The 20,532-nt window shown below is 69.2% G+C and carries 17 protein-coding genes; 10 read left to right on the top strand and 7 right to left on the bottom strand.

Annotation, left to right across the window (positions count from 1 at the left end):
- Nucleotides 1-95: 95 nt before the first annotated feature.
- From SD455_RS15990 to SD455_RS15975, 4 genes are all read right to left on the bottom strand, one after another.
- Entirely contained in the window at nt 96-881 is a 786-nt protein-coding gene (locus tag SD455_RS15990) for a ParA family protein (RefSeq protein WP_070160508.1), read from the bottom strand.
- 87 nt (nt 882-968) lie between these two features.
- Nucleotides 969-1,646, bottom strand: a complete 678-nt coding sequence (locus SD455_RS15985) for a GntR family transcriptional regulator (protein ID WP_445508691.1) — start codon at nt 1,644-1,646, stop codon at nt 969-971.
- Complete coding sequence (locus SD455_RS15980) at nt 1,627-2,640, bottom strand: hydroxymethylglutaryl-CoA lyase (RefSeq protein ID WP_311024776.1); 1,014 nt, start codon at nt 2,638-2,640, stop codon at nt 1,627-1,629. The genes SD455_RS15985 and SD455_RS15980 overlap by 20 nt, the downstream gene beginning before the upstream one ends.
- Nucleotides 2,637-3,890, bottom strand: coding sequence for a CaiB/BaiF CoA transferase family protein (locus tag SD455_RS15975; RefSeq protein WP_445508690.1), 1,254 nt, complete (start codon nt 3,888-3,890; stop codon nt 2,637-2,639). The genes SD455_RS15980 and SD455_RS15975 overlap by 4 nt, the downstream gene beginning before the upstream one ends.
- A gap of 215 nt (nt 3,891-4,105) precedes the next feature.
- Here SD455_RS15975 and SD455_RS15970 point away from each other — a divergent pair, with 215 nt between their 5' ends.
- Nucleotides 4,106-4,339 (top strand): hypothetical protein, encoded by a 234-nt coding sequence (locus SD455_RS15970; RefSeq protein WP_070160440.1) that lies wholly within the window; start codon nt 4,106-4,108, stop codon nt 4,337-4,339.
- A complete protein-coding gene (locus SD455_RS15965) occupies nt 4,332-5,864 on the top strand; it encodes a sodium:solute symporter family protein (RefSeq protein ID WP_201791061.1) in 1,533 nt (510 codons plus the stop codon). Before SD455_RS15970 ends, SD455_RS15965 begins: the two co-directional genes overlap by 8 nt.
- Nucleotides 5,865-5,947: 83 nt before the next feature.
- Here the strand turns inward: SD455_RS15965 and SD455_RS15960 are convergent, their stop codons facing one another.
- Nucleotides 5,948-6,277, bottom strand: a complete 330-nt coding sequence (locus SD455_RS15960; RefSeq protein WP_070160438.1) for a putative quinol monooxygenase — start codon at nt 6,275-6,277, stop codon at nt 5,948-5,950.
- Between the two features lie 185 nt (nt 6,278-6,462).
- Here SD455_RS15960 and SD455_RS15955 point away from each other — a divergent pair, with 185 nt between their 5' ends.
- Nucleotides 6,463-7,935 carry a mycothione reductase gene (locus SD455_RS15955; RefSeq protein WP_070160436.1) on the top strand — a complete coding sequence of 491 codons (1,473 nt, stop codon included), beginning with the start codon at nt 6,463-6,465 and terminating at the stop codon, nt 7,933-7,935.
- A 150-nt stretch (nt 7,936-8,085) separates the two neighbouring features.
- The gene (locus SD455_RS15950; RefSeq protein WP_311024772.1) at nt 8,086-8,688 is read left to right on the top strand and encodes a mycothiol-dependent nitroreductase Rv2466c family protein; all 603 of its coding nucleotides are present in this window, start codon (nt 8,086-8,088) and stop codon (nt 8,686-8,688) included.
- An 81-nt stretch (nt 8,689-8,769) separates the two neighbouring features.
- Here the strand turns inward: SD455_RS15950 and SD455_RS15945 are convergent, their stop codons facing one another.
- Complete coding sequence (locus SD455_RS15945; RefSeq protein ID WP_445508689.1) at nt 8,770-9,537, bottom strand: SDR family oxidoreductase; 768 nt, start codon at nt 9,535-9,537, stop codon at nt 8,770-8,772.
- A gap of 184 nt (nt 9,538-9,721) precedes the next feature.
- Here SD455_RS15945 and valS point away from each other — a divergent pair, with 184 nt between their 5' ends.
- On the top strand, nt 9,722-12,400 hold the full coding sequence (gene valS / locus SD455_RS15940; RefSeq protein WP_445508688.1) for a valine--tRNA ligase: 2,679 nt from the start codon (nt 9,722-9,724) through the stop codon (nt 12,398-12,400).
- 162 nt (nt 12,401-12,562) lie between these two features.
- On the top strand, nt 12,563-13,483 hold the full coding sequence (locus SD455_RS15935; RefSeq protein WP_311024769.1) for an AraC family transcriptional regulator: 921 nt from the start codon (nt 12,563-12,565) through the stop codon (nt 13,481-13,483).
- Between the two features lie 100 nt (nt 13,484-13,583).
- Here the strand turns inward: SD455_RS15935 and SD455_RS15930 are convergent, their stop codons facing one another.
- Nucleotides 13,584-14,291: an MgtC/SapB family protein gene (locus SD455_RS15930; RefSeq protein ID WP_445508687.1), complete on the bottom strand. Its 708-nt coding sequence runs from the start codon at nt 14,289-14,291 to the stop codon at nt 13,584-13,586.
- Between the two features lie 412 nt (nt 14,292-14,703).
- Here SD455_RS15930 and ileS point away from each other — a divergent pair, with 412 nt between their 5' ends.
- From ileS to ndk, 4 genes are all read left to right on the top strand, one after another.
- Nucleotides 14,704-18,048, top strand: a complete 3,345-nt coding sequence (gene ileS / locus SD455_RS15925) for an isoleucine--tRNA ligase (protein ID WP_445508686.1) — start codon at nt 14,704-14,706, stop codon at nt 18,046-18,048.
- 69 nt (nt 18,049-18,117) lie between these two features.
- The gene (locus tag SD455_RS15920; protein WP_445508685.1) at nt 18,118-19,521 is read left to right on the top strand and encodes a bifunctional folylpolyglutamate synthase/dihydrofolate synthase; all 1,404 of its coding nucleotides are present in this window, start codon (nt 18,118-18,120) and stop codon (nt 19,519-19,521) included.
- 1 nt (nt 19,522) lies between these two features.
- Nucleotides 19,523-20,029, top strand: coding sequence for a DUF4233 domain-containing protein (locus SD455_RS15915; RefSeq protein WP_311024766.1), 507 nt, complete (start codon nt 19,523-19,525; stop codon nt 20,027-20,029).
- Nucleotides 20,030-20,443 carry a nucleoside-diphosphate kinase gene (gene ndk, locus SD455_RS15910; protein ID WP_311024765.1) on the top strand — a complete coding sequence of 138 codons (414 nt, stop codon included), beginning with the start codon at nt 20,030-20,032 and terminating at the stop codon, nt 20,441-20,443.
- Nucleotides 20,444-20,532: the final 89 nt, after the last annotated feature.

Below are 20,532 nucleotides of genomic sequence, written 5' to 3'. Positions count from 1 at the left end.
TTTTGAAACTTCCAGGCTCGCAGGTGCCGTCTGCCCCGGATCGGGCCCCTTCCTCATGTCCGGGAGAGGTGTCGCGGCGCAGGACGCCGAGACGCTCAGAGGAGCTGGTCGAGGAGCTGGTCGAAGGACTTCGCCAGATCGCGAGCCTGGTCGCCCGGCCACTGGTGGACCGGGTAGGCGGCGCCCTGGATCTGCTGCCAGAAGGCGTTCTCCTCCAGCACAGGCAGCATGAGCTTCTCCTGGTAGAGGCGCTCCATCTCCAGGAGCCGGTACTCGTGCTCCGTGGAGTCGGCGCGGGCTCTGTTGACCACCACACCGGCTGACTTCAGCTGGGGGGCGTACTCGTTGGAGAACAGCCGGATGGCTCGCATGGTGCGTTCGGTCCCGGCGACGGAGAACAGGCTGGGCTCGGCGACGAGGAGCACCTGGTTCGAGGCGGCCCAGGCGATGCGCGTCAGTCCGGCCAGTGACGGGGGACAGTCGACGAGTACGAGATCATAGCCCTCCAGGCCTGTCAGGAGGGTCCGGAGGCGTCGCATGTCCCGCGGACGGATGTCCGGGCGGTCGAACGTGGCCGACAGCGCGGAGCCGACGATGACGTCGAGAGTTGCGTCGGCGCGCTGGTCCTCCGGCAGCAGGTCGATCCAGCCGGAGCGCACCACATGCTCGGAGACCCGCGTCCTGCGGGCGTCCTTGAGCAGCTGACCCGCTTCCGTGCCGGCGCCGCGGGAGACCGCGAGCCCGGTGGTCGAGTCAGCGTGGGGGTCAAGGTCGATGACCAGCGTCCTGACCCCCTGCTGGAGGGCGGCAGACGCCAACCCCATGGTGACCGAGGTCTTGCCGACCCCGCCTTTCAAGCTGGACACGCTCATGATCTGCACGCGTCCCATCATAGGGACTCCCCGGTGCTTTGTGGTGGCGACTCCCGGGGGCGGCCGGGTGTGACACCCGCACGACTGCTGACGACGTCATCCGAGCGCGGGCGGAGTCCCGGCCGGGTCGCCGGATCTCTCCTCCTCCGCAGCGGCCCGGGCGGCCCGGTGGCCCTGCAGTCCGCTGAGGATGTGGGCGGTCATGATGGCCTCCGCCCACTCGGCGTCTCCGGCCTCCGCGGCCAGGATGAGCTCGTCGTGATGCATCAGGGACCGGGCCAGCGCCTCCGACGAGTAGGCCGCGAAGACATGGGCCACCAGCAGCGGCGTCACCAGGTGTCGCGCGGAGGCGGCCAGGGCCCGGTTGCCCGCCGCGTCCAGGAAGATCCGGTGGAACGCGTTGTTCAGCCGGGAGAGCTCCGCGCGACGGGAGGGGTCGTGGGCCAGCGTGTGCATGCGAGCGCTGATGATCTTCAGCTGCTCCAGGTGTCCACGCTCCAGCCGCGGGACGGCGTCGGCCACGACGGCGGGCTCCACCCGTGCCCGGGCGCGGTAGATCTGCTCGATGTCGGAGAAGCTGTGCTCTCGGATCCGGGCGCCGCGGTGCGGAACCAGCTCGACCACACTCAGCGCGGCCAACTCACGCAGCGCATCGCGCACCGGTGTGCGGGACACGCCCAGACGTTCAGCCAGAACTCCCTCCCGCAGCCACTGGCCGCCGCTGTACTCGCCGGAGGCGATCAGTCCCAGGAGGTCATCGGCCAGCGTCGCCATCAGCCCTCCCCGGGTGGGTGTCGGGCCACGTGGCGGCGGCCAGGTCGTCGCGGCTGCCGCCGCGTGCGACGAAGGAGGTGACGGGGAATCCGGTCAGGTCGGTGACCTCGGCGGCGAGTCGGCGGTGCTTCTCGAAGTCGATGCCGGTCTCGATGCCCAGCCCGCCCAGCAGATGCAGGAGGTCCTCGGTGGCCATGTTGCCCAGCACCGTGGGATCCCCCGGGAACCACATGTCGCCCCCGAGCCCGGAGAACGAGGCCTCGAGCCAGTCGGCGCCGGCCGTGAGCGCCGCCAGCGCGTTGGCGGGGGCGAAGCCGTTGCGATTGTGCAGGTGGACTCCGCAGCTCAGCTCCGGGAATCGTCGGCGGACCTCGGCCACTCCGTCATGGACCTCGGCGGGATGCTCCTGCCCGGTGGTGGTCGCCAGATAGACGGCGTCCGCCCCGGCTTCCAGGGCGCCCTCGACGACGGCGATCCGCTCGGCGGAGGGGACCGTGCCGCGGCTGGGGGCGAAGAAGGCACAGGCGACGGCGACGATGAGCCGCTGACCGGCGTCGGCGGCGAGGCGCCCGATCTCGCGCGTCTCGGTGAGCAGCTCCGAGGTGGACCTGTTCTGGTTCTTCAGTGCCATGCCGTCGTCTGCCGGAACCACCACGGCCACCTCGTCGAGATCGCAGTCGGCGGCGCGCCGCATGCCCCGCAGATTCGGGACGAGCCCCCGATAGGTGACACCGTCGACGCGCGGGACGCGGCGCAGCAGCTCCTCGGCGTCGGCGAGCTGCGGGAGGATCTTCGGGTGGGCGAACGACGCCACCTCGATCTCTGTGACGCCCGCATCGATGAGTCGGTGGACGATCTCCACCTTGGCCCCCAGGGGCAGCGGCCGCTCCACGGCCTGGAGCCCGTCGCGCAGACCGACCTCCACCACGCGGGCGCGCGCAGGAAGCTTCCAGACGTCGGAGAGAGAGGGCACGGGACGGCTGTCGCTGTTCATCGCACGACCCCCTGGTCGCGGAGGCTCTGACGGGACGAGGCGTCGCGCCCGAGCTCGGCGAGGATCTCGTCAGTGTGGGCCCCCAGCGCCGGACCGGGCCAGCGGATGCCGCCGTCGGTGCGGCTGAGCCGGGGGAAGGTGTTCTGCATCGGGACCTCGCCCAGCACCGGGTGGGGCACCGCGGTGATCGACTCGCGGGCGGCGTAGTGCGGATCGGTGAGCATCTCCTGAGGCCGGAAGATCCTGCCCACCGGCACCTCGTGCTCCTCCAGGAGGGATTCGAGGGCCGCGGAGTCGAGGGTGGAGGAGAACTCGGCGATCAGCTGGTCGAGCTCCTCCTGGTGCTCGCCGCGCCCGTGGTGGTCGGCGAAGCGCGCGTCGTCGGCCAGGGCAGGGTCTCCCATGGCCCGCGCCAGGCGGCGAAACACGGTGTCCTGGTTCGCCGCGATGATCACCCAGAGCCCGTCTCGGGTGGGGTAGACGTTGCTGGGGGCGATCTTCGGCAGGATCGAGCCGCTGCGCTCCCGCTGCACCCCACCCAGGGCCCAGTCCGGCACCAGGGACTCCATCACCGCCAGCACGGACTCATAGATCGAGGAGTCGACGATCTGTCCTCGGCCGCTGCGGTGGCGCTCGTGCAGGGCGGACAGGGCGCCGAGTGCCGCGAATGTGGCGGCCAGCGTGTCGCCGATCGAGATCCCGACGCGGGACGGCGGCGTCGACGGGTCACCGACGACGTGGCGCAGGCCGCCCATCGCCTCGCCGATCGACCCGTAGCCCGGCCGGGAGGAGTACGGACCGGTCTGTCCGAAGCCGGAGACCCGGACCACGATCAGACCGGGGTTCTCCCGCATCAGCTCCGCGGGGGAGAGGCCCCAGCGTTCCAGGGAGCCCGGGCGGAAGTTCTCCACGAGGACGTCGCTGCCGCCGATGAGCTCCCGAGCGATCCGCTGGCCCTCCTGTCGGCGGAGATCGAGAGCGAGGGACCGCTTGTTGCGTCCCAGCACCGCCCACCACAGCGACTCTCCCCGAGGGTGCGCGCGCCCCCACTGGCGGAGCGGGTCTCCGGTGGTGGGCTCCTCGATCTTGACGACATCGGCACCCATGTCGCCCAGGAGCTGGCCGCAGAAGGGGCCGGCGATGAGCTGCCCCATCTCTACCACGCGGAGGCCGGCCAGGGGCCCTGAGCCTGTGCTCGCGGTGGACGTGAGGGCCTGGGCCGGCGGAGTCGGCTGGATCGGCTGGGTCATCGGGGTCGGTCTCTCCTGTGCGCGGATCGGATGCCTGACTCAGGCGGCCGGTGTTAGCTCTGTCACAGAAGACAGTATACGATCTTGGCTGTGCTCATATCTGTCGCCATCACCCCTGGTGGCAGATCGGCTCGTCAGAGCCGATCGTGAACCCCGCAGAACCCGCGGAGAACCCTGGCGCTGCCGCGCTGTATACAACTCTTCGAAGGACTGACATGAAGGAACCCATCCGCAGGCCGTGGATCTGGGTGGTGCTGGCCGCGCTCGTCCTCTTCAACGCCCCCTGGTACCTGCCAGAGGGAAGCATCGCCCCGTACTGGTTCGGGATCCCCTACTGGGTGGTCGTCGTGCTGGTGCTCTCGGCAGGACTGAGCGCCTTTCTCACCTGGGTGTGCCTGACGCAGTGGCACATCGTCGAGGACGAGGAGGAGGCCGACACCCATGGATGACGAGACCATGGACACTCAACTGGCCTTCGCCGGTGCCGACGCCATCATCATCCTGTGCCTCTACGCGGCCGCGATGATCACCGTCGGGTGGATGTGCGGCCGGGGGAAGGGACTCGGCAAGAGCGTGAGCGAGTACTACCTCGCCGGCCGCAACCTCGGCTTCATCACCTTGTTCTTCACGCTCTATGCCACTCAGTACAGCGGGAACACCGTGGTGGGATACGCGCCCCAGGCGTTCCGCGAGGGCTTCTCCTGGCTGCAGTCGATCCCGTTCTTCACCGTGATCATCGGCGTCTACCTGCTGTTCGCGCCGCGGCTCTACGCCGTCGGACGATCACGCGGCTTCGTGACGCCCACGGACTGGATCAGCCAACGTTTCCAGTCCCGAGCCGTCACGGCGCTGGCGATCGTGCTGATGCTGTGGGGTCTGGCCAACTATCTGCTCGAGCAGCTGGTGGCGATCGGCCATGCGGTCTCGGGCCTCACCGGCGGAGCCATACCGTATGGATGGGCGGTGATCGCGTTCATCGTGGTCATGCTCGTCTATGAATGGCTCGGCGGCATGCGGGCGGTGGCCATCACGGACGCGATGCAGGGCATCATCCTGATGGTCGGCATCGTCATCATGCTCATCGGTGCGCTGGCGCTCACCGGCGGCGGCATCGGAGACCTGACCGCCTCCATCGCGGAGAGCCAGCCGGAGAAGATCGGCGTCCCGGACACCCTGACCTCGATCAATTGGCTGTCCATGCTCGTGATCGTGGGCTTCGGCGCGGCGATGTACCCGCACGCCATCCAACGCATCTACTCCTCACGCTCGGAGCGGATCCTCAAACGCTCGTTGGCCCGGATGACGTGGATGCCCTTCATCACCTCGGGGCTGGTCTTCGTGGTCGGCATCATCTGCATCGACCTGTATCCCGGGCTGGACGTCTCCGCCTCGGAGCAGCTGGTCGGACTCCTCGCCAACGACGTCGCCTCGCTCAACCCGTTCTTCTACTGGACGATGGTGATCCTCTTCGGCGCGGTGGTCGGCGCGATCGTCTCCACGGCGGACTCGGTGCTGCTGAGCTTCTCCTCCATGGTGTCCCATGACATCTACGGCAAGCTGGTGCGTCCCTCGGCCTCGGACGGGCAGAAGGTGCTGGTGGGAAAGGTCACCGGCATCGTGCTGATCGCCCTGCTGCTGTGGATCGCCTGGAATCCGCCGGGGACGCTGTACCAGATCTTCGTGCTCAAATTCGAGATCCTCGTCCAGGTGGCGCCGGCGTTCGTCCTCGGGCTCTACTGGCGCAGGCTCTCGGCCCCGGCGGTGTTCTTCGGCATGCTCGCCGGCGCCGCGGTGGCCGCAGCCATGACGCTCAGCGGCAACTCGACGTTCCTGGGTGTGCACGGCGGCACCTACGGGCTGCTGCTGAACTTCGTCGTCTGCGTGGTCGGTTCCTGGTTGGTGCCGCCGAGCGCCGCCAGGCAGCGGGCCACCGACGAGCTCACCGGCTCGGGGCTGCCCGCCGTCCGCGTCTGAGGGGAGCGGGCACGACGAGGGGCCCTGGCGGGGAAGCCTCCAAGCATCCCAGCCAGGGCCCCTCGTCAGAGCCGATTGCGTCGTCAGCCGACCTGCATCTCGCCCATCTCGTCCCATCCGTCGCCGTCGATCTGGCGCGAGATGATCTTCGGGGTGGACACCAGCGCCTGGTGCATGGGCCCGCCTTCTGCGATGGCCCGGAGGAAGTGGTCGCTGGTGACGTGCGCCTCCGCGGCGTCGTCGTCGAAGGCCTCGACGAGCACGTACTCGTTCGGGTCCTCCACACTGCGGGACCAGTCGAACCACTTGTTGCCGGGCTCGGCGCGGGTCGCCTCGGTGAACTCTCGGGTGATCTCGGGCCACTGGTCGGCCAGCTCGGGCTTGACCTGGAACTTCACGACGATGAAGATCATGGATCTCTCCTTCGGGTCGGGCGGGTGGTGCGGACGCCGGGAGGACCGGACGTCTCCGTGCTCCAGTATGGTCTCTGCCTCCCGGCTCCGGCGTCAGGGGAGCCCCTGCGGAGGCGGACGTCACAACCCTGTCCGTTGAGCCTGCGCTCCGGATCAGCTCCCCGTCACGGCCATAGGATGGACCCATGACCGACTCCGCACCGGGCGTTCCGCTCACCCCTGACCTGGCCATCATCGGATCCGGCTCCGGCAACTCGCTCATCACGCCGCACTGGGACGGCCGCCCGGTGGTGCTGGCCGACCGCGGTGTCGGCAGCACGGACGCCTTCGGCGGGACGTGTCTGAACGTGGGCTGCATCCCCACCAAGATGTTCGTGCGCCCCGCCGCTTTGGCCCACAGCACCGAGGAGGCCGGCCGGCTCGGCGTGGACCTCCATCTCCGGGGTGCGGACTGGCCACAGATCCGGGACCGGATCTTCGCCCGTGTGGACGCCATCTCGCGGGCTGGGCGGCACTACCGCGCTGAGGAGCTGGACCACGTCACCCTGCTGGAGCAACAGGTTCGCCTGACGGGCCCTCGCTCCTTCCTCGCCGAGGACGGCACCGAGGTCCGCGCCGAGCAGCTGGTGCTGGCCGCCGGATCCAGGCCGGTCCTCCCGGAGGTTCCCGGCGTCGACCTGCCTCAGGTCCACACCTCGGACTCGGTGATGCGCCTGGAGAGTCTGCCCTCCCGCGTGCTGATCGTCGGTGGGGGATACATCGCCTGCGAGTTCGCCGGGATCTTCTCCGGTCTCGGCAGCGAGGTCATCCAGGTCAACCGCAGCGTCGGTCTGATGTCCGCCCTGGACCCTGACCTGGCCAGCGCGTATTCGGCCGAGGCGGAGAAGAGCTGGACCGTGCTCTATGAGCGCACCCTGGGCGCGGTCGTCGCCCGCGATCCCGAGGGACGGGGCGAGCCGGCGGGGGCGACGGCCCAGCTGCTCACCGTCGACGGACGGCAGGAGGAGTACGACGTCGACATCGTCCTCATCGCGATCGGGCGTCGCCCCAACAGTGATCTGCTCGGCGCTGAGGAGGCGGGGCTGGACCTCCACGACGACGGGCGGATCGTCGTCGACGCCTGGCAGCGTGTGCTCGCCGGCGGGGAGCCCGTCGAGGGGCTCTACGCCCTGGGAGACCTCAGCTCGGCGGCTCAACTCAAACATGTGGCCAACCACGAGGCCCGGGTCGTGGCCCATAATCTGGAGAACCCGCACGACCTGCGGCCCTCGCGTCAGCACGCGGTCCCGGCCGCCGTCTTCTCCCACCCCGAACTGGCCCAGGTGGGGCTCACCGAGCCGCAGGCGGTTGAGCAGATCGGCGCCGAGCACGTCACGGTGAAGATCCAGCACTACGGCGACACCGCCTACGGATGGGCCATGGAGGACAGCACCGGCATCGTCAAGGTCATCGCCGACCGTCGTGACGGGACGCTGCTCGGCGGCCACGCCATGGGCTATCAGGCTTCCAACCTTCTGCAGCCGGTCATCCAGGCGATGAGCTTCGGACAGGACGCCCACAGCGCGGCCAGAGGGCAGTACTGGATCCACCCGGCGCTGATGGAGGTCACGGAGAACGCGCTGCTGGGACTAGACGTCCCTCCCAGCCGGCATCTCTGAGCGGCTGGGCAGGGTGACGGCGTCGCCGGCTCTCCCTTGCCGCCGTGGGGAAGGAATGACCTGGACCACCCAGCAGTTGGGGATGGGTGGAAGCGAGCCGCCGACGGATGAAGCCGTCGCCGGTGACATCCCGTCAGAGAGGAGCCGAGCATGGCTGAGCGCGTAGATTTCTGGTTCGACCCCCTGTGTCCCTTCGCCTGGGTCACCTCCCGGTGGATCCGTGAGGTCGAACAGGTCCGTGACGTCGAGGTCACCTGGAACGTCATGAGCCTGGGAGTGCTGAACGAGGACAAGAACCCTTCGCCGGCCGAGGATGAGGAGCAGCTGGCCCGCTGGATCCCCTCACGGGCTGCGACGGCCGTGCAGCTGGCCCACGGGCAGGAGGAGGTCGGTCGCTTCTACACCGCGGTCGGCACCGAGATCCATGACAACGACAACAAGGACTTCGCGGAGGCGACCGCCAAGGCGCTGCGGGAGCTGGGCCTTGACGAGGCGCTCCTGGAGCAGGCGAAGACCGACGTCAACGACGAGCAGATGCGGGCCTCGCATGAGAAGGGCATCTCCCTGGTGGGCCAGGACGTCGGCACGCCGATCGTGGCCTTCCAGGGCACGGCGTTCTTCGGCCCGGTGATCACCCGGATTCCCCGGGGGGAAGAGGCTGGGACGCTGTTCGACGCCTCGGTGACGCTGGCCGGCTTCCCCTGGTTCTTCGAGCTCAAGCGCAGCCGCACCGAGCGTCCGGTGTTCGACTGACGCCGTCGCCGGCCCGGCTGTGCGGCATGACCTGACGGGCCCTGCCGCGCAGCCGGCGCGGCGGTCTGCCGCGGGAGGGCGTCAGCCCTTGCGGATGAGCTTGTGCTGGGCGGCCTGGGCCACCGGCCGGACCACGATCTGGTCCAGGTTGATGTGGTGGGGCAGGTTCACCGCGTGGGCGATGACCTCCGCGACGTCCTCTGCCGTCAGGGGCTTCTCGACGCCGCGGTAGACCGCCTCGGCCGCCGCGGCGTCGCCGCGCAGCCTCTTGGCGGCGAACTCTTCGGTGTGCACGAGACCGGGAAGGACTTCGATCACGCGGATGTTGTGCTCGGCCTCCTCCAGACGCAGAGCGCCGGTGAGCGCATGCTGGCCGAACTTGGCGGCGTTGTATCCACCGCCGCCCTCATAGGCGGTGATCCCCGCCGTCGATGTCAGGTTGAGCACGGTGCCCTCGCCGTGGGCGCGCAGCATCGGCAGGAACGCCTGGACCATGGTGAGGGTGCCGATGACGTTGGTCCGGTACATCCAGTCCCAGTCCTCCACCCGGCCGTCGCCGACCTTCTCGATGCCCAGAGCGCCGCCGGCATTGTTGATCAGCGTGTCGATGCCGCCCTCGGCGGTGACCTGGGCCAGGGCCTGCTGGACCTGCTCGACGTCGGTGACGTCGCAGACGATCGGGATGATGCCTTCCTGCTCGGCGAGGTGCTCGAGCTTCTCCGCGCGTCGGGCGAGGGCGTAGACCTGCCAGCCGTCGGTGGTGAGGCGGTGCGCGGTGGCCGCACCGATGCCGGACGAGGCACCGGTGACGAGAGCTCTGCGGGGCTGTGCGGACTGCGTCTGAATCATGGGTCCAGCCTAGTGAGACACGCGTCAGGTCACCACGGTCCGCCCGCATGCTGAGATGGCCGATCTCGACGGCGACCCGGACGGCGACCTCGACGGGGCTCTCCGCACGCGGTGTCCTGGAGGGGCGGGCCCGGCCCCGAACGGTGGGCCTAATGCGGGCGGCGGACATGGAACAATGGCAGGCATGGCTGAACAGAACTTGGGCACAGACTCGCCCGTCATCGAGACCGCACGCCCCGAGACCGCAGCGACCGCGACGGCGTCGGTGAAGACCCCGCAGGTCCCGGACCGTCCCGCGCTGGAAGGCTTGGAGGAGAAGCTCGGCGCCGCCTGGACCCAGGAACAGGTGTACCGGTTCGAGGAGGACACTGAGCGCTCCGCGGTCTACTCGATCGACACGCCGCCGCCCACCGCCTCCGGCTCCTTGCACGTGGGGCACATGTTCTCCTACACCCAGACCGACGTGCTGGCCCGCTTCCAGCGCATGCGCGGCAAGAACGTCTTCTACCCGCTGGGCTGGGACGACAACGGCCTGCCCACCGAGCGCCGGGTCCAGAACTACTACGGGGTCCGGTGCGACCCCTCCAAGCCCTACATCCCGGACTACACGCCGCCGTCGAGCCCGGCGAAGAACCAGCGGGACTGGGACGTCATCTCCCGGCCCAACTTCATCGAGCTCTGCGAGAAGCTCACCGTCGAGGACGAGAAGGTCTTCGAGGACCTGTTCTCCCGCCTGGGCCTCTCCGTGGACTGGACCCAGACGTACCGCACCATCGACGACAGCACCCGGGCGATCTCCCAGCGCGCGTTCATCCGTGACGTCCAGAACGGCCACGCCTACACGGCACTGGCCCCGACGCTGTGGGACGTCACCTTCCGGACCGCCGTGGCGCAGGCGGAGTTGGAGGCCAAGGAGCGGCCCGGGGCCTACCACCGGTACCCGTTCTTCACCGGTCAGGGGGAGAAGGTCTTCATCGAGACCACCCGCCCGGAGCTGCTGCCCTCCTGCGTCGCACTCGTCGCTCACCCGGAGGACGCGCGGTACCAGCACCTGTTCGGCACCACCGTGACCTCGCCGCTGTTCGATGTCGCCGTCGAGGTCAAAGCCCACCAGCTGGCCGACCCGGAGAAGGGTTCCGGCATCGCGATGATCTGCACCTTCGGAGACATGACCGACGTGACCTGGTGGCGCGAGCTCCAGCTGCCGACCCGCACCGTCGTCGGCCGAGACGGCCGGCTCTCCCGCGAGACGCCGGAGTGGATCTCCTCGGAGCGGGGTCGCGGGCACTACGAGCAGCTGGCCGGCAAGACCGTCCACTCTGCCAAGGAGGCCGTCGTGGAGCTGCTTCGCGAGGCCGGTCTGCTCGACGGCGAGCCGGAGAAGATCACGCACGCGGTGCACTTCTATGAGAAGGGCGACAAGCCGCTGGAGGTCGTGACCTCCCGGCAGTGGTACATCCGCAACGGCGGCCGCGATGCCGACCGGCGCGAGGCGCTGCTGCGCCGCGGCGCCGAGATCGACTGGCACCCCGCGTTCATGCGTTCCCGCTACGAGAACTGGGTGGAAGGGCTCAACGGCGACTGGCTGATCTCCCGTCAGCGGTTCTTCGGCGTGCCGATCCCCGTCTGGTACCCGCTGGACGCCGAGGGAGAACCCGACTACGACCGTCCGATCCTGCCCGACGAGGCGCAGCTTCCGGTGGACCCCACCACCGACGTCGCTCCTGGATACGAGGAGTCCCAGCGCGGCCAGGCTGGAGGCTTCGTCGGAGAGGCCGACGTCCTCGACACCTGGGCGACCTCCTCGCTGACGCCGCACATCGCCGGCCGGTGGAGTCACGACGACGAGTTCTTCGCCAAGGTGTTCCCGTTCGACCTGCGGCCCCAGGGGCACGACATCATCCGCACCTGGCTGTTCTCCTCCGTGGTGCGGGCCCATACCCTCAACGACTCCGCCCCGTGGACGGATGCCGCCATCTCCGGCTGGATCCTGGACCCGGACCGGAAGAAGATGTCCAAGTCCAAGGGCAACGTGGTCGTCCCCGACGACGTGCTGGAGCAGTTCGGCTCCGACGCGGTCCGCTATTGGGCGGCTTCGGCCAAGCTGGGCGCCGACACTGCCTATGAGGTCGCCCAGATGAAGATCGGCCGTCGTCTGGCGATCAAGCTGCTCAACGCCTCGAAGTTCGCACTGAACCTCGGGGTCACCGAGGAGCACATCGTCACCCGAGGCGAGGACGCCGACGTGCTGGCCGAGCCGCTGGACCGGGCGCTCATCGCCGAGCTGCGCGAGGTGGTGGAGCAGGCGACCCACGCCTTCGAGGCCTATGACTACGCCCGTGCCCTGCAGCGGGTGGAGTCCTTCTTCTGGCGGTTCACCGACGACTACGTGGAACTGGTCAAGGACCGGGCCTACGGTGCCCGCGGCGATGAGGCCCAGGCCTCGGTCCGCGCCGCTCTGGCCACCACGCTGGATGCGGTGCTGCGGCTCTTCGCCCCGGTGCTGCCCTTCGCCACCGACGAGGTCTGGCGCTGGTGGCGCGAAGGCTCGGTGCACCGTGCCGCCTGGCCCAGCGCCGAGGCGCTGGAGTCCGTCCACGGCAACCCGGCGATCCTGCCTTCGGTGGCTGAGGTCCTGGCCGGACTGCGCCGCGCGAAGTCCGAGGCCAAGGTCAAGCAGCGCACCGAGGTGCTCTCGGCCCGCGTCACGGGTCCGAACGAGGCGCTGAGCCACGTGGAGGCCGCTCTGGGCGACATCCGCGCCGCGACTCGCTCGCGTGCCCTGGAACTCGTGGGCCAGGGGGAGACCGTGCACGAGCTCACCGTCACCGAGGTGGAGCTGGCCGAGCCTGAGCAGGGCTGAGCCCCGCGCGCATGTCCGCCTCGTGAGACGCCGCGGATCCGACGATGCCGACCCGACAGGATCGGGCATGCATCATCGGGTCCGCGGCGTCGTCGTCTTCCTAGGCTGATGAGGTCAGATCAACCGCAGCAGTCGGATCGAGGCGATCCGAAGGAGGAACGGATGGACAGCTGGAACCGGGCGATCGCCCTCATCGAGGAGCAGATCGCCGACGGTGCGCACCACCGCACCTCGGGGACGGTCGACGTCGCCCGGCTGGCACGAGCCACCCTGACCTCGGAGCATCACTTCCGCAGGATGTTCTCCGTGCTGGCCGGGATGCCGGTGTCCGAGTACGTGCGGCGCCGGCGTATGACCCTGGCCGCACCGGCGGTGCTGAGCGGGCAGGAGCCGCTGCAGGACATCGCCGTGCGCTTCGGGTACCGCTCGGCCGACGCCTTCAGCCGTGCCTTCCGCGCGGTCCACGGCGTCGGCCCCGTGGATGCCCGCAGAGCGGCCCCTCGCCTGCGATCGCAGCCCCCGCTGCGGTTCACCCTCTCCGTGGAAGGAACACAGCAGATGACCTATCGGATCGAGACCCTGGACGCCTTCACCCTGCTGGGCCGGCGGCGTCGCCTGCCGATCGTCCAGCAGGGACCGAACCCCGCGATGACAGCGTTCCTGGACGAGTTGGGCCAGAAGACGCTGGAGGACATCGCCGCGCTGTCCACCGGCAGGCCGCCCGGTGTGCTTGCCGTGTGCACCGCCTTCGAGGAGGAGCGCGAGGACGGCAGCACGTTCGACTACTGGCTGGCCGCCGCGACCCAGTCACCTCCCCCGGACGACGGCCGGCAGCCGGACCACGGGCCGCTTGAGTCGCTTGAGGTCGAGGCGCATCAGTGGCTGGTGCTCAGCTCCCAGGGCGTGGAGATCGAAGAGATCCAGCAGCTGTGGCCTCAGGCCTACGGGGAGTGGTTCCCCGCCAACCCGTACGAGCCGCTGGACGCCCCCGAGATGCTCGCCACGGTGCACGACGACGGCGGCGAGGAGGACCACATGGAGCTGTGGCTGGCGGTCCGCCCGACGGCGCAGAGCTCTGGCTGAGGAGGACTCTGGCTGAGCAGGACTCTGGCTGAGCAGGGGGCGTCAGCCCAGGAAGGGGCCGGTCTGCAGGACGACGCCGAGCGTGATGCGGTCGAGCCTCTCAGTCGTGCTCCTCCTGCACCGAGCGCACCTCACGCACTCCGGAGATCTCGGAGAGCGAGCGGAACAGCTCGTCCTCGCTGACGCCCTGATGCCGGGTGAAGCGCAGCGTGGCCTCCACGATGGCGCCGTCGTCGCCCTCGACATGCCGGGTGCGCGACAGAGCTGAGGCGTATCCGAGATCTGAGGCGCGGCCCAGCACGTCCCGCAGGACGCCGCGGCCGTCGAGGTAGCGCACCTGGAAGACGCGGCTGCGGCTGTGGTGAGGGAGCCTGCGCGCCACGAACGTGATCACTGTGACGGCCAGCAGGTACAGCACGACGGTCAGCGCGGCGATGACCGGCATGCCCGCTCCGCACGCCATGCCCACCGCGGCGGTGACCCAGATGGAGGCCGCCGTGGTGAGCCCCGAGACGATGTTCTGCCGCACGAAGATCACTCCGGCGCCCAGGAACCCGATGCCGGTGACGATCTGGGCCGCGATGCGGGACGGATCCAGGATCACCTCGTCGCCCAGCAGGGGAGCGAAGCCATAGGCGGACACCAGGGTGAACAGCGCCGAACCCAGGCCCACCAGGATATGGGTTCGGGCTCCGGCCGACTTCAGTCGGACCTCCCGTTCGATGCCGATCACCGCAGAGAGCACGAAGGCGCAGACCAGCAGCACGGCCTCGGTGGCCGCGGTCTCCGAGATCCAGATGATCTGCACGGCCCGCCTCCTCGCACCCGTCGGTCCGGTCCGGTGACGTCGATGTCGTCCCGTGACAAGCCACCACGGTAGCCTCGGCCTCTCCGGCCCGGAAGGGATGGCCGCCGCCCGAGTGCAGGCGCGCTCCACGGTTCGGCGTCATGCCGGGGGATCCCGTAGAATATGGGCATCAGCGACGACCCGGCCATCACCGGTGAGCTTCCGGCAGAACAGGTCCGCAGCGCGGGCCTCAGTAGATCCGGACGGGCAAGCCCGTCACAGCTGTCATGGAGAGGTCCGCTGAGCGGTCCCGGCGCCGAGGCGCCGCGGCCGACGGCGGACAAGCGAGGTGGTACCGCGTCCGGCCCGGCCGAGGCGTCCTTGCGGAAGAACGAGACGCCCACCAGTTCTTGAGCACCCAGGACGGACCTCCATGACCGAGAAGAACTCCTCACCCGTGTACCCCCGCGCCACCCCGGCGGCCGGTGCCGCCGGCTCCGTGCCCGCCTCCCCGCGCTTCCCGGACATCGAGGAGCGGATCCTCGCCGGCTGGGCCGAGGACGACACCTTCCACGCCTCCGTGGAGAACCGGCCCGCCGATGCTGAGGGAGGACGCGGCGGGGAGTTCGTCTTCTACGACGGCCCGCCCTTCGCCAACGGGCTGCCGCACTACGGGCACCTGCTCACCGGGTACGTGAAGGATCTGGTCGCCCGCTACCAGACGCAGCGCGGACACCGGGTGGAGCGCCGCTTCGGCTGGGACACCCACGGGCTCCCCGCCGAGCTCGAGGCCATGAAGCAGCTCGGGATGACCGACAAGGCTGAGATCGAGTCCATGGGCATGGACCGGTTCAACGACGCCTGCCGCGCCTCCGTGCTGAAGTACACGGCCGAGTGGCAGGACTATGTCACCCGGCAGGCCCGCTGGGTGGACTTCGACAACGACTACAAGACGCTCAACGTCGAGTACATGGAGTCGGTCATCTGGGCGTTCAAGCAGCTCCACGAGAAGGGCCTGACCTATCAGGGCTTCCGGGTGCTCCCGTACTGCTGGAAGGACGAGACCCCGCTGTCCAACCATGAGCTGCGCATGGACGACGAGGTCTACAAGGACCGCCAGGACCCCTCGATCACCGTGACCTTCCCCATCGCAGGGGGCGGTGATCATGGGGATGCCCTGCGCGGGGTCAACCTGCTGGCGTGGACCACCACGCCCTGGACGCTGCCCACCAACTTCTCCGTGGCCGTGGGCCCGGAGGTGGAGTACGTCGTCGTCGAAGCTCCTGCGGACGGGCCGCTGCCGGGGCGCCACCTGCTGGGCGCCGAGCTGCTCGCCTCCTATGCGAAGGACCTCGGTTTCGCCGACACCGAGGACGGCACCGCCGCTGAGCACGCCTCCGCCGCCGTCGTCTCCCGGTACCTCGGCTCGGACCTGGCCGGCCTGGAGTACCAGCCGCTGTGGGACTACTACACCGACGCCGACACCTGGGGCACTCAGCACGCGTTCCGCGTCCTGGTGGAGGACTACGTCACCACCTCGGACGGCACCGGACTGGTCCACCAGGCCTCGGCCTACGGTGAGGAGGACCAGAGGTCCTCCGAGGAGGCCGGCATCCCGGTGATCCTCTCGGTGGACGAGGGCGCAAGGTTCCTGCCCCTGTTCGCCGAACCGACGGCGGCCGGCGAGGCGCCGCTGGCCGACATCGCCGGAGTCCAGGTCTTCGAGGCCAACCGCACCATCATCAACGTCCTCAAGGCCGCCGGGCGGCTGGTCCGGGAGCAGTCCTATGTGCACTCCTACCCGCACTGCTGGCGCTGCCGGACGCCCCTGATCTACAAGGCCGTCACCTCCTGGTACGTGGCGGTCACCCAGATCAAGGACCGCATGCTGGAGCACAACGAGAAGATCAACTGGATCCCCGGCAACGTCAAGCACGGCCAGTTCGGCAAGTGGCTCGAGAACGCCCGGGACTGGTCCATCTCACGCAACCGGTACTGGGGAAGCCCGATCCCTGTGTGGGTCTCTGACGACCCCGCCTACCCGCGCACCGAGGTCTACGGCTCGCTCGAGGAGCTGCAGGAGGCCTTCGGCGACGTGCCGCGCAACGCCGAGGGGGAGCCGGACCTGCATCGCCCCTGGATCGACCAGCTGACCCGTCCCAACCCGGACGACCCCTCCGGCAGGGCGCGGATGGTCCGCGTGCCCGACGTCCTCGACGTCTGGTTCGACTCCGGCTCCATGCAGTTCGCCCAGGTGCACTACCCCTTCGAGAACTCCGACTGGTTCGAGGACCACCATCCGGCGGACTTCATCGTGGAGTACATCGGGCAGACGCGCGGCTGGTTCTACACCATGCACATCCTGGCGACCGCCCTGTTCGACCGTCCCGCCTTCACCAACGTCATCAGCCACGGGATCGTGCTCGGCTCGGACGGACAGAAGATGTCCAAGTCCCTGCAGAACTACCCGGACGTCAACGAGGTCTTCGACCGTGACGGCTCCGACGCGATGCGCTGGTTCCTCATGAGCTCACCGATCCTGCGCGGCGGCAACCTGGTGGTCACCGAGGAGGGCATCCGCGAAGGTGTGCGGCAGGTGCTGCTGCCCATGTGGAACGCCTGGCACTTCTTCACCCTCTACGCCAACACCGCGAACGGGGGGCAGGGCTACCAGGCGCGGCGGGTGACCGCGGCCGAGGCCGACGTCGAGGGACTGAACCCCCTGGACCGGTACATCCTGGCCGCGACCGGAGATCTGGTCCGTGACGCCACCGCGGCCCTCGACGCCTATGACGTCTCCGGAGCCTGCGAGGCGCTCCGGGCCTTCTCTGAGACGCTGACCAACTGGTACATCCGCCGGTCCCGTCAGCGGTTCTACGAGGAGGACACCGCCGCCTATGACGTGCTGTACACCGCGTTGGAGACCTTCGCACGAGTCGCGGCTCCACTGCTGCCGCTGATCAGCGAAGAGATCTGGCGGGGCCTCACCGGTGAGCGCTCCGTGCACCTGGCCGACTGGCCGGACCCGGAGGACTACCTGCGCGACGAGCGCGCCGTGGAGCTGATGGACCTGACCCGGGGCATCACCTCCGCAGGCTCCTCGCTGCGGAAGTCCGCGAAGCTGCGAGTCCGCCAGCCCCTGGCGACGCTGACCGTCGTGGTGCCCGACGCCGAGGCGCTGGCCGGCACCTACCAGCAGATCGTCGCCGAGGAGCTCAACATCAAAGAGGTCAGGCTGCTCGACGCCACGGAGGTCTCCGCCGACGACTGGGGGATCGGCCAGCAGCTGGTGGTCAACGCGCGGGCAGCCGGCCCGCGGCTGGGCAAGGACGTGCAGAAGGCCATCAAGGGGGCGAAGTCCGGAGACTGGTCGGTCTCCGAGGGTGTCGTCGTCGCCGGCGGGCTCCGGCTGCAGGAGGGGGAGTACACGCTGACCACCACCGTCTCCGACGCCTTGGCCGATCAGGCCGTCACCGTGCTGGACGGCGTCGTCGAGGGTGCCGGCGGCGGCTTCCTGGTCCTGGACACCCGTCTCACGGCCGCCCTGCGCGCGGAGGGCACGGCGCGTGACCTGGTCCGCTCCGTGCAGCAGGCACGCAAGGACGCCGACCTGCAGGTCTCCGACCGCATCCGCACCACCGTCACGGCGACCCCGGCGACGATCTCCGCGCTGGAGAGCCACCGGGATCTCCTCTGCGAGGAGACGCTGACCGACGATCTGCGGCTGTTCAGCGACGACGGCGCCTCCGAGCCGCTGATCAGCGTGGTCCGGGCGTGACGAGGACCCCGACGCCGGCCGGCTGCAGCACGATCGCCCGCTACTCGACCTTCTGCAAGGAGACCTGACATGTCAGATTCTGAGTCGCTGAACCCTGTGGAGGGACAGCCGCTGGACCAGTTCTCCGTGGCCAGCGTCTACGCTGAGCTGCTCTCCCGAGCTCCGGAGAACAAGATGGAGCCGCGCATGGAACCGATGCGTATGGCCATGGACTTCCTCGGCGAGCCTCAGCGCGCGGCCCCGGTGATCCACCTCAGCGGCACCAACGGCAAGACCTCCACCGCCCGGATGATCGAGGCCGGGCTGCTGGCCCATGATCTGCGCGTGGGCCGGTACACCTCTCCGCACCTGGCGAAGGTCACCGAACGCATCTGTCTGGACGGCTCCCCGGTGCCGGACGAGACCTTCGTCCGGATCTGGGATGAGATCCGCCCGCATCTGGGCCTGGTGGACCAGCAGCTCGCCGAGCGCGGCGAGGTGCCGCTGACCTACTTCGAGTGCGTCACGATCCTGGCCTTCGCGATCTTCGCCGATGAGCCGGTGGACGTGATGGTCCTCGAAGTCGGGCTGGGCGGCATCACCGACGCCACCAATGTGGCCGACGGTGCGGTCAGCGTCATCACCCCGATCTCCCTGGACCACACCGACCTGCTGGGGGACTCCGAGCGGGACATCGCCCTGGAGAAGGCCGGCATCATCAAGCCGGGAGGCTTCCTGGTCTCCGCGGCGCAGGTGCCCGAGGCGGCCGACGTCCTCCTCGAGGCGGCCCGGGAGGCGGAGGCGCCATTCCGGTTCGAAGGGGTGGAGTTCGGCGTGGAGAGCCGCGCCCCCGGGGTGGGCGGCCAGCAGGTGACCCTCCGGGGTCTGGCGGGCCGGTACCCCGACCTGCTTCTTCCTCTGCACGGGGCGCATCAGGCCGAGAACTTGGCGGTCGCCGTGGCGGCGCTGGAGGCGTTCATCGGGGGTGGAGAGCAGGAGCTGTCCCTGGAGACACTGCAGCTGGCCTGTGAGCACATGAGCTCCCCGGGCCGGCTGGAGGTGCTGCGGACCGGACCCTCCATGATCATCGACGCCGCCCACAATCCGGCCGGGGTCGAGGCCAGCGCCCAGGCGCTCAAGGAGTCCTTCGGCCTGGGACGGCTGGTGCTGGTGGTCGGCATCCTCCAGGAGAAGGACGCCCGCGAGATCCTCGCGACCCTGCACCGAGAGTACGACGGTCTGGCGGAGGACATCTGCTTCACCCAGTCCACGTCTCCCCGGGCGATACCGGCCGGACAGCTGGCGGAGCTGGCTCTCGACGTCGGCTTCCGCGAGGAGGACATTCACCTCACCGAACGTCTGGACGAGGCCATCGACTGGGCAGTCGGTCGCCTGGACTCCTCCGCCGAGGGGGCTGCGGGCGGAGTCCTGATCACCGGGTCGATCACCGTGGTGGGTGAGGCCCGCACGCTGCTGGGCGGAGGTGAGCTCTGAGATGACCGCTCAGGACGACGCCGACCGCGGCGGGCGGCCGCGCCGCCAGACCCGGGCCCAGCGGGAGTGGCGCCCCGGGATGACCCGGCCGCCGCGCTCGGTGCGGGTCATGTTCGGCTCCGCCGTGCTCAGCCTTGAGGCTCTGCTGATGTTCTTCTTCGGGCTCATGGCGTGGGGGCTCCACCAGAACGAGTGGTACGCCTGGTGGCTCTTCGGCGGGTCGCTGGGGGTCTCCGTGCTGCTGATCCTCACCTGCGCGCTGCTGAAGCGTCCGGTGGGCTGGTGGCTCGGCTGGATCCTGCAGTTCATCATCCTGGCCGGCGGGCTGGTCGAGCCCTACATGTACTTCGTCGGCGTCCTCTTCCTGGCCTGCTGGTGGTACGCGGTGGTCAAGGGACGCCAGCTGGACGTGGAGAAGATGGAAAGATGGAGGGCGGAGGAGCGGTTGGCCGCCGAGCAGGAGCCGAGCCCGCCCGAGAACGATCACACGCATCACGAGGAGAGCTGAATGACTGAACGTACGCTGATCCTGGTCAAGCCCGACGGCGTCGCCCGGGGTCTGACCGGGGAGATCCTACGCCGGGTGGAGGCCAAGGGCTACCGCATCGCCGCCCTGGCGCAGCTGGAGGCGACCACCGAGCAGCTGGCCGCCCACTATGCCGAGCACGAGGGCAAGTCGTTCTACCAGCCGCTGGTGGACTTCATGCTCTCCGGGCCCGTCGTGGCGGCCATCCTGGAGGGTGACCGGGTCATCGAAGGGTTCCGCTCCCTGGCCGGCACCACCGACCCCACCACCGCCGCTCCGGGGACCATCCGTGGTGACCTGGGGCGAGACTGGGGAGAGAAGGTCCAGAAGAACCTGGTGCACGGCTCCGACTCCGTGGAGTCCGCTGAGCGCGAGATCGGCATCTGGTTCGGCTGACCGGTCGGTCAGAGAACACGCAGGGCCCGGGACGACGCGTCGTCCCGGGCCCTGCGTGTTCCCGGAGCCCCCTGCCCGGGGCCCCCCGG

The organism is Nesterenkonia sp. K-15-9-6, from assembly GCF_052656005.1.
The sequence above is the reverse complement of the archived record's forward strand: the minus strand, read 5'-3'. Positions and strand labels throughout refer to the sequence as shown.